The sequence below is a fragment of the Paenibacillus sp. 01T431 genome (assembly GCF_056398625.1).
This window is the reverse complement of record NZ_JBFTPT010000028.1, coordinates 1-16,660: the sequence shown is the minus strand read 5'-3', so window position 1 is coordinate 16,660 and position 16,660 is coordinate 1. Positions and strand designations below refer to the sequence as shown.

Here is a 16,660-nt window from a genome sequence, read left to right as displayed (position 1 = left end):
CTCCCAGGTGCATATTTCCGTTCGGCGGACCAGACAACTTGCAGCCCCATTACGTTTCCTCATAGTCACATGGTGATGCGACTCCGACTCGAATGACGGTTGTCCTCTCTGCGAATCCACAAGCAAACGTACTTCTCCTGTTCATGGCCGTTTGATTCATTCATTTATTAGTCATAGTATACCGAATACCCAAAAATGTGACAAGGGCATTATGCATACTCTCATTTATAAGAATTAAGCTAAAGATCCTGCCAAACGCGCACGCAGACGATCAGCAACCTTATCTTTGCCTAGCAAAGCAAGCGATTGATTCAAATCAGGACCATGCGTTTGTCCAGTAAGGGCTGCACGAATCGGCATGAACAGCTGCTTGCCTTTAAATCCAGTTTCCTTCTGTACAGCTTTGATCATCTCTTTGATGCCATCCACTTCAAAGGCTGTTTCTCCCGCTTCGATTTTTGACAGGAAGGCCTGCAAAACAGTTGGCACTTGCTCCTCGGCAAGAACCTCTACCGCTTCGCTTTCATCCTCTACCGTATCACGGAAAAATAGCTCTGTCATTGGAACGATTTCTGAGGCGGAACGCAGTTTGTCCTGATGCAGCGCTACTAGCGCAGTCACCCAGGCTCTGCCTTCTGCATCAAGTTCAGCAGCGACACGACCCGCATTTTGCAAATGTGGCAGGCAAAGATCAACAACGCGGTTCAAGTCCGCTTTTTTCAAATATTCATTGTTCATCCAGCTAAGCTTCTGCGTATCGAATACGGCAGGGCTTTTGCTAAGACGTTCAGGATTAAACACATTAACCAATTCTTCGCGAGTAAACATTTCCTGCTCACCCTCAGGCGACCATCCAAGCAATGTAATAAAGTTAAACATCGCTTCCGGCAAATAACCGAGATCGTCATACTGCGAAATAAACTGAATGATGGACTCATCTCGTTTACTTAGTTTTTTGCGCTGCTCATTCACAATTAGCGTCATATGGCCGAATTTTGGAGCTTCCCAGCCAAAAGCTTCATAAATCATCAATTGGCGCGGCGTATTCGATATATGGTCTTCTCCACGCAATACGTGACTGATTTTCATCAAATAATCGTCCAGTACTACAGCGAAGTTATAAGTCGGGATACCGTCCTTCTTCACGATGACGAAATCGCCCATCTCTGTTGTATCGAAGCTGATTGAGCCTTTTACGATATCGTCAAAAGCATAAGTCCGATTCTCCGGTACACGGAAACGAATACTCGGAATACGTCCTTCCGCTTCGAATGCTTGGCGCTGTTCTTCCGTCAGATTGCGATGGCGTCCGGAATAACGAGGCGTTTCGCCGCGCTCCGTTTGCTCTTCCCGCTCCTTCTCAAGCTCCTCTTCCGAGCAGTAGCAGCGATAAGCAAGACCACGATCAAGCAGTTCCTGCCAGTATTTGTTGTATATATCAAGACGCTCAGTCTGACGGTAAGGTCCGTACCCGCCGCCAATATCGATGCTCTCATCCCAATCCATGCCCAGCCATTTCAAGTACTTAAGCTGGCTCTCTTCTCCGCCCTCAACATTGCGCTTTACATCCGTATCTTCGATCCGAATAATAAATTTACCGCCCTGGTTTCTCGCGAACAAATAATTGAATAAGGCCGTTCTTGCATTACCAATATGTAAATGACCCGTTGGAGATGGGGCATAACGTACACGAACTTCTGCAGTCATATAAATAACCTCCTAAAAGTTTTGCGAAGCACAAACTGGCTTCGTAAGCATATACCAATAAAGTTTTGCGAAGCAAAATCTAATCTTGCAAGCATATGCTGATTAATGAATACTCCCGATCATAGCACATCCTTGATTAGACAGACAACGGATTGCGCTGCAATTCCTTCACCGCGTCCTGTGAATCCAAGCTGCTCGGTTGTCGTTGCTTTCACATTCACCTGTGTTACATCAGCCTCAAGCGCCTTCGCTATAATTTCAGCCATTTGCGGAATATAAGGCAGCATTTTTGGCTTTTGAGCAATAATCGTGGAATCAATGTTCCCAAGCTTATATCCGCGCTCACGCACAAGCTTCCATACTTCCTCCAGCAGCTTTAAGCTGTCGGCATCTTTAAAAGCAGCATCAGTATCCGGAAAATGCTTACCGATATCGCCAAGTCCAAGCGCGCCCAGCACTGCATCCGTTATGGCATGCAACAGAACATCCGCATCAGAATGGCCTAGAAGCCCCTTCTCGTATGGAATCGTTACTCCTCCAATAATACATGGACGTCCTTCTACCAATTGATGCACATCAAATCCTTGACCAACTCGAATCATCCTTGCTCACCTTTCCCCTCTGCCCTATCGGCATGACGCTTCGCAAGCAAAAATTCCGCCCACGGCAAATCTTCAGGCGTCGTAATTTTTATATTCGTATATTCGCCTTCTGCAACAGTAACGCTTGCGCCCATGCGCTCTACAACCATTGCGTCATCTGTTCCAATGAACTCTTCTGCAAGTGCACGCTCATGCGCCTCCTGCAATAAAACACGTCGAAAAGCTTGCGGCGTTTGTATCGCCCACAAGCTTCGGCGGTCCGGAGTAGAAACGATAACTCCCGCTTCATTGACTTGTTTAATCGTATCCTTTACTGGAACAGCCAGCACAGATGCACCGCTCTGCTCAGCCTGCGAACAGCAAGCACGGACGGCATTCGCCGATACCAGCGGACGTACACCGTCATGCACCATCACCCAGTCGCTCTTCAGCTCCTGCAGTCCTAAGTATACCGAGTGCTGTCGTTCTTTCCCTCCGGCAACTATAGCGGTTACCTTCGTTATGCCATATAGGGAAGCCCAATTGCGGCAACGCTCCACGTCCTCGCTGCCTACGACCAGAACCACTTCATTTACCAAATCCATCGATTGAAACAGCTCTAGCGTATGCACAAGAATAGGCTTGTCCGCCAGCTTCAAATACTGCTTGCTTTCTTTCGTTCCCATCCGCGTGCCTCGTCCGGCCGCTACGATGATAACTCCCCAATCTGCTCCCATGCCTCGACCCGCCTCACACTGAGTTAAAACATAAGTATTTATAAACCTAGCTTCTTATAAATAAACTTACGTTTCTCTGCGAAACGAGCTTGTGCCGTCTTTTGTCGACGTTAGCCGTTTGCGCTATAACAATAGTACTATCATACCTTGTTACTGCGCTTTTTCCAACAGCTTCGGCTTTGCAAATATCATTCGGCCCGCAGAGGTTTGAAGCACGCTCGTTACAAGCACTTCCATCGTTGTCCCGATATATTCACGTCCGCCCTCAACAACGATCATCGTGCCATCATCCAAATATGCGACACCTTGTCCATGCTCTTTGCCGTCCTTTATCACTTGTACGATGATTTCTTCTCCAGGTAGAACAACCGGCTTCACAGCATTAGCCAAATCATTAATATTGAGCACCGACACGCCTTGAAGCTCACATACTTTGTTTAAGTTGAAGTCGTTGGTAACAACTTTACCATGAAGCGCCTTAGCCAGCTTGACCAGCTTGCTGTCTACTTCTCCGATTTCTTCAAAATCTCCTTCATAAATAAGAACCTTTACGTCCAGCTCTTTCTGAATCTTGTTCAAAATATCAAGCCCGCGGCGTCCCCTATTGCGCTTCAATAAATCAGATGAATCAGCAATATGCTGCAGCTCCTCAAGCACAAACTCAGGAATGACTAACGTGCCTTCAATAAATCCAGTTTTACAGATGTCTGCAATACGGCCGTCAATAATAACGCTGGTATCGAGTATCTTATGCTCCTCGTAACCACCTGCCTCATCTACAGGCGCGACTCTCCGTTTCTCCAGCAGAGCTGCAAAACCTTCTGCCAGCTCCTCCTGCTTATGCAGACCAATTCGCATGCCCAAATAACCGAAGCATAACATCATAGCAGCAGGAAGGAGACTTCCTATACCATCTAGACCCGATACTGCGGGATAGATCAGAACAGTAAGCAATAAACCTGCTAGAAGACCGCCAGCTCCAGCAATCAGCTGCTGCATAGGAAGCGCTGCGGTTTGCTCCGCACCCTTCTGCATATAGCGAATGACTTGCCCTGCAACCATCGTTGCTACAACTACACCAAAAACCGCGCCAATTGCTACATTCATGTAATAAGTGCCGGATCGCTGTAGCATTCCGAAGGATGAGCCAGACCATACGGCCGCTCCATTTATCCATCCGTATACTTCACCGCCTGCCATACCACCGAACAACATACCCAATATTTGAATTATTCGTCTAACCATTATGGTTCACCTCCACTATAATTATGTTCCAATAATTGGATCGCTAACCGTGGGGGCACGGATTAATTGAAAACATTTATAATTTTTAATAATTCACATTTTGTAAAAGGGGGATAGGAGGCTTATAATGGATATTAGGAAGAAAACATAAGAGGTTGGTGAAAGAGGTGGAACCGATGAGCGCTCCTACACTGGATCAATTTCAGCAGCAAGTATCCGAATTGTTGCTTCGGCACCGCAGCTTGCTAGATGTTATGTCCAAATTTGGACAGTCAGGCGCTTCGGTAAATCGTGCAGTCACGAAAGCAGTCACAGACTGTGGATGTATTGAACTAAATGCCCGCAAACAACAATACTCGGACGAACTAAATCTTGAAAATGCGAAAACGACGCTGCAAAGTCATCTCACTGGAGCCGTATGCGAGCATTGCCGCGATGCGCTCAAGGCCGATCTTGGCCGCAATTTGTTTTATATGACTGCTTTATGTAATTTGCTGGACATTCAACTGGATGAAGTTATTGCTGATGAATACGACAAATGCTCAACTTTAGGCCTGTTTAACTTAACGTAAATATGCAACATATGAATCGCGCAGGAAAGAGACTATAGCTATCTCTTACTCCCGTGCAACGAGTAACAAAAGAGGCCTCCCATATTGGGAGGCCTCTTTTTTAGCACTAATAGTGCTACTTCTGTTGCATGAATCCAGAAACAATAACATCTAACGGACGTGTAAGAAGAGAATATAAAATAGCAGCTTCCTCTTGGCGGTTCAGAACTTTTTTAGAAGCGTAATTGAAAACACCTTTCTCTGGCTCTTGAACCTCTGGTCCATAGATGCCGAGCTTAACGATCATCTTAACAGCTGGCAGCGCCCATTTATCAGTCTCACCGGAGAGCTTAACCGACTCAAACAACTCTGCTGGATACTGCTGAGAGAAAACGCGCCACATCATAACAGCCGCTTCTTGGCGAGTAATATTGCGATCCGGCTCAAACAGATTCGTTGTTGTACCTTTGACCAGGCCCAGCTCATACGCTTGCTGAACAAAAGCAGCGGCTGAATGGCCTTCCAAATCCGTAAATACAAGTTCTTCCGTACTGCTTCCTTTTAATCCGCTAATCTCCATAAGATGCTTAACAAATTGTCCCCGAGTGACTGATTGCTCAGCATTAAATTTCTCATCCTCAATATCGGAGTAGTGCCCTAATGTTTTCAGCGTATAAATTGCCTTCTCATAAGGGTGGTCTTTCGCAATATCAGCAAATAAGGTTGGCGCTTTATGTTTCATCCCATAGCCGAGCGGATTCAGATACGGCTCCTTAAAGTAAAGCACTTCATCGCCTGACCCTATCGCAAATGCCGTGAATTTACCCGTAAGACTATCTACAAATAGATTTTTATCTACTTGTTTAAGCGCACGCGGTCCAAGGAAAGCATCTGATATCATCAAGCTGCCTTTGCCGTCTGCTTCTATTGATGTATTTAGTTGTGCAAGACGAAGGTCAGTATAAATGCCCGTGAATTTATTTAATGAATCTGTCGTACTCGGCGTGAATGCGTCGAACTTGGCAGGTTCAGCATATGCCGGGAAAAATGAATTAATAAACGCCTGATAGAAGAAATCACGGAGAGGGCCTATTTTGTTGTAAGTAATGAATACTCCCGTCTTTTGTTCCGGAATAAGGAACATAAGCGAGCTAGTGCCCACAATATCTCCAAACTTGGCTATCACGGAAGAACTGCTTCCCGCCCCAGGAAGCTGAATCGGTGCCTCAAATCCATAAGTAGTGTTCGGCAGCAATGAATGAATCGAAGAGCGATACGTTTTCATCTGATCAACGGTTGCTTGCTTAAGAATGCTGCCGGATTCTGATGAACCGCCATTCAGGAAAGCAATCATAAACTTGCTTATGTCCTCAGCAGTAGAGAACATTCCCCCTTGCGGCATTACAGTAGGAGTAACTGCATATAGTTCATGTTTGCCGTTTGCAGCGTCGTACTCCGAAACTAGATTTTCTGTAAGTTTTTTATCAAGTAAAAAACGGCTTGAATCCATTTTCAGCGGTTTGAATATATTCTGTTCCATGTAATCGTTAAAAGGTAAACCGCTGACTTTTTGTACGATCAATCCAATCAGCATCGACGCAAAGTTATCGTACATGTAGGCGCTGCCCGGCTCCCGAACAACAGAAGGCATATGCCCCCGAACATAGTCTTCAATTTCAACTACTTTCCCGAAGTCGGTATGTATATCCTCTGCCTGCGGATCACGTATTTCAAAACCCGTCGTATGTGTAAGTAAATGCTCAATTGTAACCGGCTTGCCGAACGGGTTGTCAAACTTCAAATCCTTCACATACTTGGTGAAATCGTCTTGAAGAGAAATCTTCCCCTGCTCTACAAGCTGCATAACCGCGGCTGCCGTAAAGGTCTTGGACACTGACGCGATGCGAAACACGCTTGAAGCAGGGTCAATCGGCTTTTTTGTTTCCAGGTCTGCAAAGCCATATCCTCGCTGCGCTACCGTTTTCCCATCCTTTACAATAACGACGGAAGCTCCTACATATTGCGATTTGATTTGTTCCGTTGCAAAAAAATCGTTTAAAAAAGTTGTCGCATTTTCAGCATTTAACGCTTTTGGAGCAGGCGCAGCACTCGGTTCCACGGGAGCCGCATAGACGGCTGGAGCAAGCAGGCTGACTGATAAAGCAGCAGTAACAATCGTTTTGGTCCATAAAGAAGGCTTTCTAATACTAAATAGTCGTTTCAAACCAGCATCTTCTCCATTCGAATTCGTTTTTGACCGCCTATTAAATACGAATTTGGAAGATGATTAGTTTCAAAATTATCCCATAATAGATTGCTAAAAGGGGGCTGTAAGCAAGAAAAAAAATAGCGCCCAAGCACAAAAATCTGTGCTTGAAACGCTATTTCACATTCAATATTGCCGCTTTGATCAAGCCGGCTTTTCTGTTTGAACAGGGTCTTCCGCGTTTTCATCCCGTTTCTTCCGCTTGCGGTTTCGCTTGGGCAAACGGCGATCAACGTTTTTTTTTAGGCCGTACAGCGCATATAGAAGCAGCGGTACAAACAAAATTTTGGATAAGTCATTTTTGAACAATAGACCTAATACGACAGATACAACAATAACAATAGGGACAACCCATACTGCGCTCTTAGGAATACCGACCTTTTTGAAATTCGGATATTTAATCGTACTAACCATAAGAATGGAAAGCACTACTGTGCTTGCAAGCAACACGGATACATAAATGTCATTTTGAAATAAAGCTAATGTCGCTAACACTCCGCCAGCCGCCGGTATCGGAAGACCGATAAAATAACCTGGCGCACTTGATATTACATTGAAACGAGCAAGCCGCAGTGCCCCGCAAATCGGGAACAATGCCGTTACGATCCAAGCCAAGGCTGGATTAAGATCTTGAAAAGCAACTACATACATAATAAATGCTGGAGCTACGCCAAACGAAATCACATCGGATAATGAGTCCAGCTCCTTACCGAATTCACTTTGAACGTTCAGCGCCCGAGCAACGCGTCCGTCAACACCATCAAGCAGCATGGCGATTAACACCATCATAGCCGCAGTATCTGGTTTTTCATTGAATACAAGAATGATGGCGATTACTCCTAGGAATAAGTTCCCCACCGTGAGAAGGCTCGGTATCGATTTTGTGATCATCTTTTCCACCTCTTCTCTACTATGCCCCAAAACCCTTAACGAATGTATCTCCACGTTACAGGACCACATTCAATCCATTGTATGGGATTTAAATTTGCCTGTCAATGAACATCTGCTCTTGTATCCGCTTTAGACCTTCCTTAATCGCACGTGCCCGCACCTCGCCAATACCTTCAACCTCATCCAATTCTTCAATTGTCGCCATCAGAATATGAGGCAATCGACCGAAGTTTTCAATCAGATTGTTCATAATAATGAGCGGCAATCTTGGAATTTTATTCAGCAGTCGATAACCGCGCGGTGACACGGATTCATCGTTCATGTTGCTCGTATGTGGATAACCGATCAAACGGATGATTGGCGGCGCATCCAGCAGCTCATCCGAGCTCAGCTTCTTCAGGCCTGCCCGAATTTCTCGTATTTTCTCATCCGAATTTTCTTTGGCATAATCCTTAAGTAAGTACCATGCATCCTCTTCAACTCCGCCAACGAGCTCATCCATTTGCATGCTGATGAGCCGTCCTTCCGTTCCAAGCTCATTTACATAACGCTTGATCTCCATCTTGATGCGCAGAACCATTTCAACACGTTGAATAACATGCGCTACTTCCTGAAGTGTAACGAGCTCTTCGAATTCAAGCGCTGAAAGATTCGTAAAGGATTGGCTTAGCACCGCTTTATATTTCTCGAGCGTTTGAATCGCTTGATTGGCCTTCGTCAAAATAACACCCATGTCCTTCAGCGAATAACGCAGATTGCCTTGATACAAAGTAATAATATTACGGCGCTGCGAGATGGATACAACAAGCTTGCCTGTCTGCTTTGCAACCCGCTCAGCTGTACGGTGCCGAATTCCCGTTTCGATCGACGGAATGGAGCTATTCGGTATAAGCTGCGTATTCGCATACAAAATTCGGCGCATATCCTCACTCAAAATAATAGCTCCGTCCATTTTTGCAAGCTCATACAAATAGTTAGGCGAGAAGTCGCAATTAATGGAGAAACCTCCGTCTACGACTTCCATTACTTCCGGGCTGTAGCCAACAACCAGCAACGCCCCCGTTTTCGCCCGAAGCACATTTTCAAGCCCATCCCGAAAAGGGGTGCCTGGTGCGACTAATTGCAATAATTGATTCATAATTTCAAGCTGTGTAGGTTCCTTCATCATCTGCCCCCCTATCCAAGCGCTGCCTTAAGTGCTTCCGACACTGTAGATACGCCAATAATTTCTATCCCTGCGGGTGGTTTCCACCCTTTTAAACTTTTCTCTGGCATTATGACACGTTTAAAACCTAGTTTCTCTGCTTCCTTCACCCTTTGCTCAGCACGCGATACCGCACGCACTTCTCCCGTCAATCCTACCTCACCAAATATAACGTCATACGGCTTCGTTGGCGCATCGCGAAAACTGGAGGCTATGCTGACCGCCGCTGCTAGATCGACTGCCGGCTCATCAAGCTTAACTCCGCCAGCTACGTTCAAGTAAGCATCCTGTGTTTGTAGAAACATGCCGTTCCGCTTCTCCAACACTGCGATAATGAGCGCCATTCGGTTATGGTCGATACCCGTTGACATTCTGCGCGGAGATGGAAAATTAGTTGTGGCCACAAGCGCCTGAAGCTCAACAAGCACAGGCCTGGTGCCTTCCATGCTTGCAACTACGGTTGACCCTGATACACCAAGCGGCCGCTCAGATAAAAACAGCTCAGAAGGATTCGAAACCTCTCGCAGTCCATCCTCGCCCATCTCGAAAATGCCAATCTCGTTCGTCGAGCCAAAGCGGTTTTTGACTGCCCTTAAAATTCTGTACGTATGATGGCGCTCCCCTTCAAAATAAAGAACACAATCCACCATATGCTCTAAAAGCCTTGGCCCCGCAATCGCGCCTTCCTTCGTAACATGGCCGACGAGCACCGTCGCAATTCCTTTAATTTTGGCCACTCGCATAAAGTGTGCCGTGCATTCTCGTACCTGCGATACACTTCCGGGAGCCGATTGAACATTTGGATCGTAGACGGTTTGAATGGAGTCAATAACGAGAAAATCCGGCTGGACTGATTCTATGGCATCGTTAATTTGCTCCATATTGGTTTCGCATAGTACATAAAGCGATTCCGTCAGCGCACCAAGTCGATCTGCCCTTAGCCTTGTTTGCCGCACGGACTCCTCCCCAGAAATATAGAGCACTTTCAATCCTTTCACCGCGAGCGCATGAGACGTTTGCAGCAACAGCGTTGATTTTCCGATTCCGGGATCTCCGCCGACAAGAATTAGCGAGCCTGGAACAACACCTCCGCCGAGCACTCGATTAAGCTCAAGCATCCTTGTTTCTATACGAGGCTCTTGCCCACTTTCTATATGTATGATGGACTGCGGCTTTTCTTTCGCATGAAACGACGACAATCCGACGCCCTTCGTTTTCACAACGGTTTCTTTCTCTTCCACCATCGAATTCCAAGCGTGGCAACCGGGACATTTCCCCAGCCATTTTGGCGATTCTGTTCCACATTCCGTACAAACAAATTTTGATTTAATTTTGGCCATTCTGTACTCCTTAAACGTTATGAACCAGCGTAAATGAATGATGCCAGCCCTAGCGATTGTGCTTAAAATCACACTACATAAAGTTTACCATTTTATCCTCCATGTATAAACCCACATTGTTAATGAAAAAAGGAGATAACCCACTTATTATTCGTTTCCCACAGCTAAGCTTATCCATTTCACGTCTTTTCATTGTTATCCACAGAATTACGAACAAGTTATCAACATTATCCACAACTCATCAACATATCCCCAAAGGCTTTTTCTATAAATACAACATAAAAAACGCCCTCGTTATCCACAGTGGATAAGAGAGCGAAAGATTAGTCACAACGCAGCATATTTATTAGAGCACCAAGTTATAAATAAATAGAATTAATGCTGCTTAAGCTCAATTCCAGCTTGCCGAGCAACTAACACACGATGCGTTGTCAATTGTGAGCCGAGCATCACGCTTTCCGTTTGCTGGCCTGCCTCACCCTGTTGTCCCCCGCCTCTATGAGCATGTGCTTGCCGAAAAGAATCACTGTTCACCCAGCCCTCAAAGGAAGCTTTGGTTTCCCAAGTCGTGCTTACTTTAAGCTCATCATATTCTTCTAAGCCTTCCGTTAACAACACTTCCATGCGCACAAAACCAGGAGATAAATCTATGCCTTTGGAGTTTTGAAATCTACTCGCCACCGTCTCCCCGTGGCCTTTTTTTACTTTTATCGTATTGGTGACAACTATCATCGTTGTTCCTCCATTCTATGTAACGCTATAGTCTTATTATACGATAATGATTATCATTGTCAATTTATTGTATTAATAAAAACTGTCCCGCAAGCAGCTATTCTGATTGCGGGACAGTTTACTATCATGCTTATTTTGTCGTGGATTCTTCTGGCTCTTGTTCGGAAATCGATTTGGTAACGGTTAGACCGCCATCCTTCTCATCGATTGTGAACGTATCGCCTTTTTGGATTTTACCCATCAACAAATCTTCGGACAAACGGTCTTCGATATGTTTTTGGATTGCCCGGCGAAGCGGACGAGCTCCATATTGTGGATCGTAGCCTTCCTTCGCAAGGAAGGTTTTTGCTGCATCCGTCAAGATGAAGTCAACTTCCTGCTCACGCAGACGCTTGCGCAGCTCATCCGACATGAGTGTAACGATTTGAGCAATATGCTCCTCGCCAAGCGAATGGAACACGATGCTTTCATCGATACGGTTCAAGAACTCCGGACGGAAGCTTTTCTTAAGCTCGCCAAGCACTTTATCCTTCATTTGCTGGAAGTCGCGTCCCGCATCCTGTACGGCTGTGAAACCGAGCGAGGAATTACGCTTGATTTGATCCGCTCCAACGTTAGAAGTCATAATAATCAGTGTGTTGCGGAAATCGACAACGCGGCCTTTGGAATCAGTCAAGCGACCATCCTCCAGCACCTGAAGCAATATGTTAAATACTTCAGGGTGAGCTTTCTCAATTTCATCTAGTAACACAACGGAATATGGCTTGCGGCGAACTTTCTCGGTTAACTGCCCGCCTTCTTCATAACCTACATAACCAGGAGGCGCTCCGACTAGACGGGATGTCGAATGTTTCTCCATATATTCCGACATGTCGATACGGATAACCGCATTTTCATCTCCGAACATCGCTTCTGCAAGTGCTCTGGCGAGCTCCGTTTTACCAACACCCGTTGGACCTAAGAAAATGAATGAACCAATTGGACGCTTCGGATCTTTCAAGCCGGCACGCGCACGACGAATCGCTCTGGATACCGACTTCACGGCATCATCTTGTCCAATGATGCGATCGTGAAGAATATCTTCCATTTTCAGAAGTCGTTCCGTCTCTTCTTCAGCCAGCTTGCTAACAGGAATACCCGTCCAGCTAGCTACAACCTGAGCAATATCCTCTGGTGTCACTTCAGAATCAGTACGGCCTTGTTTTTCTTTCCACTGGTTTTTGGTAATATCAAGCTCTTCGCGAATTTTTTGCTCCGTATCGCGAAGTGCTGCCGCTTTCTCGAATTCTTGGCTTTGAACCGCTGCATCCTTCTCCTTGCGGATATCTTCCAAACGGTTTTCAAGCTGCTTCAAGTTTGGCGGTACAGTGTAAGAATGCAAGCGTACCTTTGAACCGGCTTCATCGATAAGGTCAATCGCTTTATCTGGCAAGAACCGATCCGGAATGTAACGATCCGATAATTTAACTGCTTGCACGATAGCTTCATCCGTAATTTTCACACGGTGATGAGCTTCATAACGATCGCGTAAGCCGTATAAAATTTGAATCGCTTCTTCTGAAGATGGCTGATCTACCGTTATAGGTTGGAAACGACGCTCAAGCGCAGCATCTTTTTCAATATATTTGCGGTATTCATCAAGAGTAGTTGCACCGATACATTGCAGTTCACCACGTGCTAATGCAGGTTTCAAAATATTAGATGCATCGATTGCACCTTCTGCTCCGCCTGCGCCAATCAACGTATGAAGCTCATCGATGAATAGAATAATATTGCCCGCTTGGCGGATCTCATCCATGATTTTCTTCAACCGATCTTCAAACTCACCACGGTACTTTGTACCTGCAACTACGGAGCCCATATCCAGCGTCATGACACGCTTATCACGCAAAGTTTCGGGAATTTCATTCTCGATAATCTTCTGCGCAAGACCTTCGGCAATTGCTGTTTTACCGACGCCTGGTTCCCCGATTAGTACTGGATTGTTCTTCGTACGGCGGCTAAGCACTTGAATTACACGCTCAATTTCTTTGCTTCGGCCGATTACAGGATCCAGATTTCCTTCCTTCGCATAAGCAGTTAAATCTCTTGCAAGTCCATCGAGCGTAGGCGTGCTAACATTCGCTGGCGAACCGTGATTGCTTGAGACAGCTTCACTGCTGCCAAGAAGCTGAAGGACTTGTTGACGAGCCTTATTTAGGCTAATGCCAAGATTGTTGAGCACACGTGCCGCAACGCCTTCTCCTTCACGGATGAGACCAAGCAAAATATGCTCTGTGCCAACGTACGTATGTCCAAGCTTTCTTGCTTCATCCATCGAAAGCTCAATTACTTTTTTTGCGCGTGGCGTATAGGCAATGTTGTTAGGCTGCTCTTGACCGCGACCGATCAACGCCTCAACTTCATCTTGAATCTTTTCAAGCCCAAGTCCTAGTCCAATCAATGCTTTAGCCGCTATTCCTTCCCCTTCGCGAATAAGGCCTAGCAAAATATGCTCCGTACCAATATTGTTATGTCCGAGACGAACCGCTTCTTCTTGCGCCAATGCAAGCACCTTCTGTGCTCGCTCCGTGAATCTTCCAAACATCATATTTACGCACCCCCATGGCCTTTTTCACCACGCAATTGCTTGCGTATGAGTTCTGCTCTCCTGAAATCTCTCTGCTCTGGACTCATCTTCTCATCGAAGGTTTGTTGCAAAAATCCAGGCTGAGTCATTACCAAAAGTTCATTCAACACTTGTGGCGTTACATCTGATAAAATGCCAAGGTCTGCACCAAGCCGCACATCTGACAACCGCTGCGCAGCTTCCTTGGAATCCATAATTGAAGCATATGCTAAAATACCGTATGAGCGCTTCACGCGATCCTCTGTCCTCAGCCGCGACTCATGCATAAGACGTTTGCGTGCCGCTTTCTCATGCTCGATGATTTGTCTTGCAACACCATAAAGATTTTCAATAATTTCATTCTCGGATTGCCCGAGCGTAATTTGGTTAGACACCTGAAATAAATTCCCAAGCGCTTCACTGCCTTCGCCGTACAAACCTCTTACCGCCAATCCTACCTGTGTAACAGCTGACAATATCCGATTGATTTGAGACGTTAAAACGAGTGCTGGCAAATGCATCATGACGGATGCCCTTATGCCTGTGCCCACATTCGTTGGACATGTCGTCAAATAACCGCGTTTCTCATCAAATGCATAATCAGCCGACTCTTCAAAAATATCGTCAATTCCGCTGGCCAATGCCCATGCCTCCTGGATTTGGAAACCTGGATACAGACATTGAATGCGCAAATGATCTTCTTCGTTAATCATTATGCTAACAGATTCATTATCGCTTAAAATAACGGCCCCGCATCGCGATTCGTTCGCTAAATTGGGACTGATTAAATGCTTTTCAACAAGCACCCTTTTATCAAGCTCGCTTAAATCTGACAAAACAATGGTCTCAAATGATCCAATTGACTGCAGCTTGCCGCTCTGGCTAACTTCAGTCAGCTGATCCATGACATCCTTAGATTGCTGATTTGTTGCAAGTAATGGAAAAGGCTGATGACGTAAATTTCGGGCTACTCGCACTCTGCTGCTAATGACAATTTCAGATTCAGGACCTGCGTCCTTCATCCATTCGCTGAGCGCATGCTGTGAGAATCGATGCTTAGTCAAGAGGTTCCTTCACTCCTTCTATGCCAGCCTACAGGTCTGCCATTTTGCGCTCTAATTCACGTATTCGATCACGCAGCTCAGCCGCGCTTTCAAATTCCTCTTGATCAATCTTCTCCTGCAGATCCCGCCTCAGCTGTTCAATCTCGCGCTTGCACTGGATTTGCCCGCCTGAGCGCTTAGGGATTTTACCGCTGTGTACGGTGCTGCTGTGAATACGTTTGAGAAGTGGATCAAGCTTACTTTCGAACGACTGATAACAAGAGCTGCAGCCGAATCGACCGATTTTGCTAAACTGTGTATAGGTCAGTCCACATTCCTCGCAGCGCAGCGCTGGCTGCTTGATGCCGGTAATCGTCGACCCGCCAAGCTGTTCGAAATCAAGAAGCCCCGATAGTAAGCTATGAATAGAAAAGCTATTCGGCGCGCCTGGAATGCCTTCGCCTTTCTCACGAGCACAGCTTTCACAAATATGAAATTCGGTCTTCTCGCCATTAATGATTTTTGTGAAATGAAGCGTAGCCGGTTTTTTACCGCAATCTTGGCAAAACAAGCCTGATCCCTCCTCCCGGTATAAACGGTTTGTCATTATTTAACCAGCAATGAGATAAGCATGGACCTTAACAACCTTGCCCGAATTTCATCCCTTAGCGGCAGCTTCAGTGCAATGGTATCGCGATGCACAGCCGCACGGAGTAGATTTCCCTCGCGCTTAGAGATAAGTCTTGCTTCCTCAAGCTGATAAATAAGCCCTTCCGCTGCACCTTGATCGACACATTCTCCAACCGTTTCTTCGATGTGGAATTGAATCGCCTTTAATGCAGGAAGCTCAATCCGTTGTATTCGGATATAGCCTCCGCCGCCGCGCTTACTTTCAACCATGTATCCTTTCTCCATGGTAAATCGAGTACTAATTACATAGTTGATTTGCGACGGTACACAAGAAAATTTGTCAGCCAGGTCATTGCGTTGAATTTCTACTGCGCCCTCTGGACTTTCTTGAAGCATAAGCTTCAAGTACTGTTCGATGAGATCGGAAATGTTACGCAAACCACCAACCTCCCTGAGAAATAACCAATAAAACTAAAGTTGAAACATAGGTATTAATGAGGTCTTGCAATCAAATCAGAATATACACCGAATATTCGGACAACTGACTTTGACTTTCTTTGACCTTGATTTTATTATATGCAATTTCAGCAAAAGGTCAAGTGCTCGGTAAAATTGATTTTCCATTAGCTTGGTACGCTTGCATGCTGTTTATACATAGCCGGATTCATTTATATGATTAACGCTCATTTTCTGCATGCAAAAACAACAAAAAACCTATCGCATATTATGCGATAGGTCTCTCGTGCTTGGCGACGTCCTACTCTCCCAAGACCCTGCGGTCTAAGTACCATCGGCGCTGAAGGGCTTAACGGTCGTGTTCGGTATGGGAACGCGTGGTTCACCTCCGCCATCGCCACCAAACTGGATTTTTCGTTGAAATGCAGTCCTGAGTTTCCTCAGAAAAGATCCAACCAAAGTCCTTCAAGGTGTTTACGCCCTGAAAACTGGATACGAAAGATTAGGCTTGCTGAAGCCTTTTATGCTGCTGTCTACTGGATGTATGGGTCACAGTAAACGTGTTTAGGATAAGCCCTCGACCGATTAGTATTCGTCAGCTACACACATTGCTGTGCTTCCACCCCGAACCTATCAACCTCGTCGTCTTCAAGGGGTCTTACATACTGG

Annotated in this window: 14 protein-coding genes and 2 rRNA genes; 1 reads left to right on the top strand and 15 read right to left on the bottom strand. The window is 45.8% G+C overall.

The genetic code is table 11. The annotated features are described in order from the left end of the window. Positions 1–234: 234 nt before the first annotated feature. From gltX to AC1DM9_RS31645, 4 genes are all read right to left on the bottom strand, one after another. Complete coding sequence (gene gltX / locus AC1DM9_RS31660) at positions 235–1,707, bottom strand: glutamate--tRNA ligase (protein WP_477583993.1); 1,473 nt, start codon at positions 1,705–1,707, stop codon at positions 235–237. 119 nt (positions 1,708–1,826) lie between these two features. Continuing rightward, entirely contained in the window at positions 1,827–2,309 is a 483-nt protein-coding gene (gene ispF, locus AC1DM9_RS31655; protein WP_441885589.1) for a 2-C-methyl-D-erythritol 2,4-cyclodiphosphate synthase, read from the bottom strand. Beyond that, on the bottom strand, positions 2,306–3,025 hold the full coding sequence (gene ispD / locus AC1DM9_RS31650) for a 2-C-methyl-D-erythritol 4-phosphate cytidylyltransferase (RefSeq protein WP_441885587.1): 720 nt from the start codon (positions 3,023–3,025) through the stop codon (positions 2,306–2,308). Before ispD ends, ispF begins: the two co-directional genes overlap by 4 nt. Positions 3,026–3,175: 150 nt before the next feature. Then, on the bottom strand, positions 3,176–4,270 hold the full coding sequence (locus tag AC1DM9_RS31645; RefSeq protein WP_076271450.1) for a PIN/TRAM domain-containing protein: 1,095 nt from the start codon (positions 4,268–4,270) through the stop codon (positions 3,176–3,178). A gap of 176 nt (positions 4,271–4,446) precedes the next feature. Between AC1DM9_RS31645 and AC1DM9_RS31640 the strand changes: the two genes are divergently transcribed. Next, positions 4,447–4,842 (top strand): nucleoside triphosphate pyrophosphohydrolase family protein, encoded by a 396-nt coding sequence (locus AC1DM9_RS31640; RefSeq protein WP_054025352.1) that lies wholly within the window; start codon positions 4,447–4,449, stop codon positions 4,840–4,842. A gap of 115 nt (positions 4,843–4,957) precedes the next feature. On the opposite strand, the gene AC1DM9_RS31635 is transcribed toward AC1DM9_RS31640, so the two are convergent. The 11 genes from AC1DM9_RS31635 to AC1DM9_RS31585 all read right to left on the bottom strand — a co-directional run. Further along, positions 4,958–7,045: a serine hydrolase gene (locus tag AC1DM9_RS31635; RefSeq protein ID WP_477583991.1), complete on the bottom strand. Its 2,088-nt coding sequence runs from the start codon at positions 7,043–7,045 to the stop codon at positions 4,958–4,960. Between the two features lie 186 nt (positions 7,046–7,231). Next, positions 7,232–7,978, bottom strand: coding sequence for a CDP-diacylglycerol--serine O-phosphatidyltransferase (gene pssA / locus AC1DM9_RS31630; protein ID WP_076271452.1), 747 nt, complete (start codon positions 7,976–7,978; stop codon positions 7,232–7,234). 88 nt (positions 7,979–8,066) lie between these two features. Further along, positions 8,067–9,143 (bottom strand): DNA integrity scanning diadenylate cyclase DisA, encoded by a 1,077-nt coding sequence (gene disA / locus AC1DM9_RS31625; RefSeq protein ID WP_076271453.1) that lies wholly within the window; start codon positions 9,141–9,143, stop codon positions 8,067–8,069. Between the two features lie 11 nt (positions 9,144–9,154). Then, the gene (gene radA, locus AC1DM9_RS31620; protein WP_076271454.1) at positions 9,155–10,522 is read right to left on the bottom strand and encodes a DNA repair protein RadA; all 1,368 of its coding nucleotides are present in this window, start codon (positions 10,520–10,522) and stop codon (positions 9,155–9,157) included. Positions 10,523–10,897: 375 nt separating this feature from the next. Continuing rightward, on the bottom strand, positions 10,898–11,254 hold the full coding sequence (locus AC1DM9_RS31615) for an antibiotic biosynthesis monooxygenase (RefSeq protein WP_076271455.1): 357 nt from the start codon (positions 11,252–11,254) through the stop codon (positions 10,898–10,900). A 130-nt stretch (positions 11,255–11,384) separates the two neighbouring features. Next, the gene (clpC, locus tag AC1DM9_RS31610; RefSeq protein WP_477583989.1) at positions 11,385–13,844 is read right to left on the bottom strand and encodes an ATP-dependent protease ATP-binding subunit ClpC; all 2,460 of its coding nucleotides are present in this window, start codon (positions 13,842–13,844) and stop codon (positions 11,385–11,387) included. Between the two features lie 2 nt (positions 13,845–13,846). Then, on the bottom strand, positions 13,847–14,926 hold the full coding sequence (locus AC1DM9_RS31605) for a protein arginine kinase (protein ID WP_339205305.1): 1,080 nt from the start codon (positions 14,924–14,926) through the stop codon (positions 13,847–13,849). Positions 14,927–14,954: 28 nt separating this feature from the next. After that, complete coding sequence (locus AC1DM9_RS31600; RefSeq protein WP_441885683.1) at positions 14,955–15,476, bottom strand: UvrB/UvrC motif-containing protein; 522 nt, start codon at positions 15,474–15,476, stop codon at positions 14,955–14,957. Between the two features lie 35 nt (positions 15,477–15,511). Further along, positions 15,512–15,973, bottom strand: coding sequence for a CtsR family transcriptional regulator (locus AC1DM9_RS31595; RefSeq protein WP_054025359.1), 462 nt, complete (start codon positions 15,971–15,973; stop codon positions 15,512–15,514). Positions 15,974–16,279: 306 nt separating this feature from the next. Further along, positions 16,280–16,396, bottom strand: a 5S ribosomal RNA gene (gene rrf / locus AC1DM9_RS31590). A 160-nt stretch (positions 16,397–16,556) separates the two neighbouring features. After that, positions 16,557–16,660 (bottom strand): 23S ribosomal RNA (locus AC1DM9_RS31585); the annotation flags it as partial.

Coding starts and splice junctions, on each gene's coding strand:
- gltX (WP_477583993.1), bottom strand. CDS start 1,707: ATGACTGCAGAAGTTCGTGTACGTTATGCCCCATCTCCAACGGGTCAT.
- ispF (WP_441885589.1), bottom strand. CDS start 2,309: ATGATTCGAGTTGGTCAAGGATTTGATGTGCATCAATTGGTAGAAGGA.
- ispD (WP_441885587.1), bottom strand. CDS start 3,025: ATGGGAGCAGATTGGGGAGTTATCATCGTAGCGGCCGGACGAGGCACG.
- AC1DM9_RS31645 (WP_076271450.1), bottom strand. CDS start 4,270: ATGGTTAGACGAATAATTCAAATATTGGGTATGTTGTTCGGTGGTATG.
- AC1DM9_RS31640 (WP_054025352.1), top strand. CDS start 4,447: ATGAGCGCTCCTACACTGGATCAATTTCAGCAGCAAGTATCCGAATTG.
- pssA (WP_076271452.1), bottom strand. CDS start 7,978: ATGATCACAAAATCGATACCGAGCCTTCTCACGGTGGGGAACTTATTC.
- disA (WP_076271453.1), bottom strand. CDS start 9,143: ATGAAGGAACCTACACAGCTTGAAATTATGAATCAATTATTGCAATTA.
- radA (WP_076271454.1), bottom strand. CDS start 10,522: ATGGCCAAAATTAAATCAAAATTTGTTTGTACGGAATGTGGAACAGAA.
- AC1DM9_RS31615 (WP_076271455.1), bottom strand. CDS start 11,254: ATGATAGTTGTCACCAATACGATAAAAGTAAAAAAAGGCCACGGGGAG.
- clpC (WP_477583989.1), bottom strand. CDS start 13,844: ATGATGTTTGGAAGATTCACGGAGCGAGCACAGAAGGTGCTTGCATTG.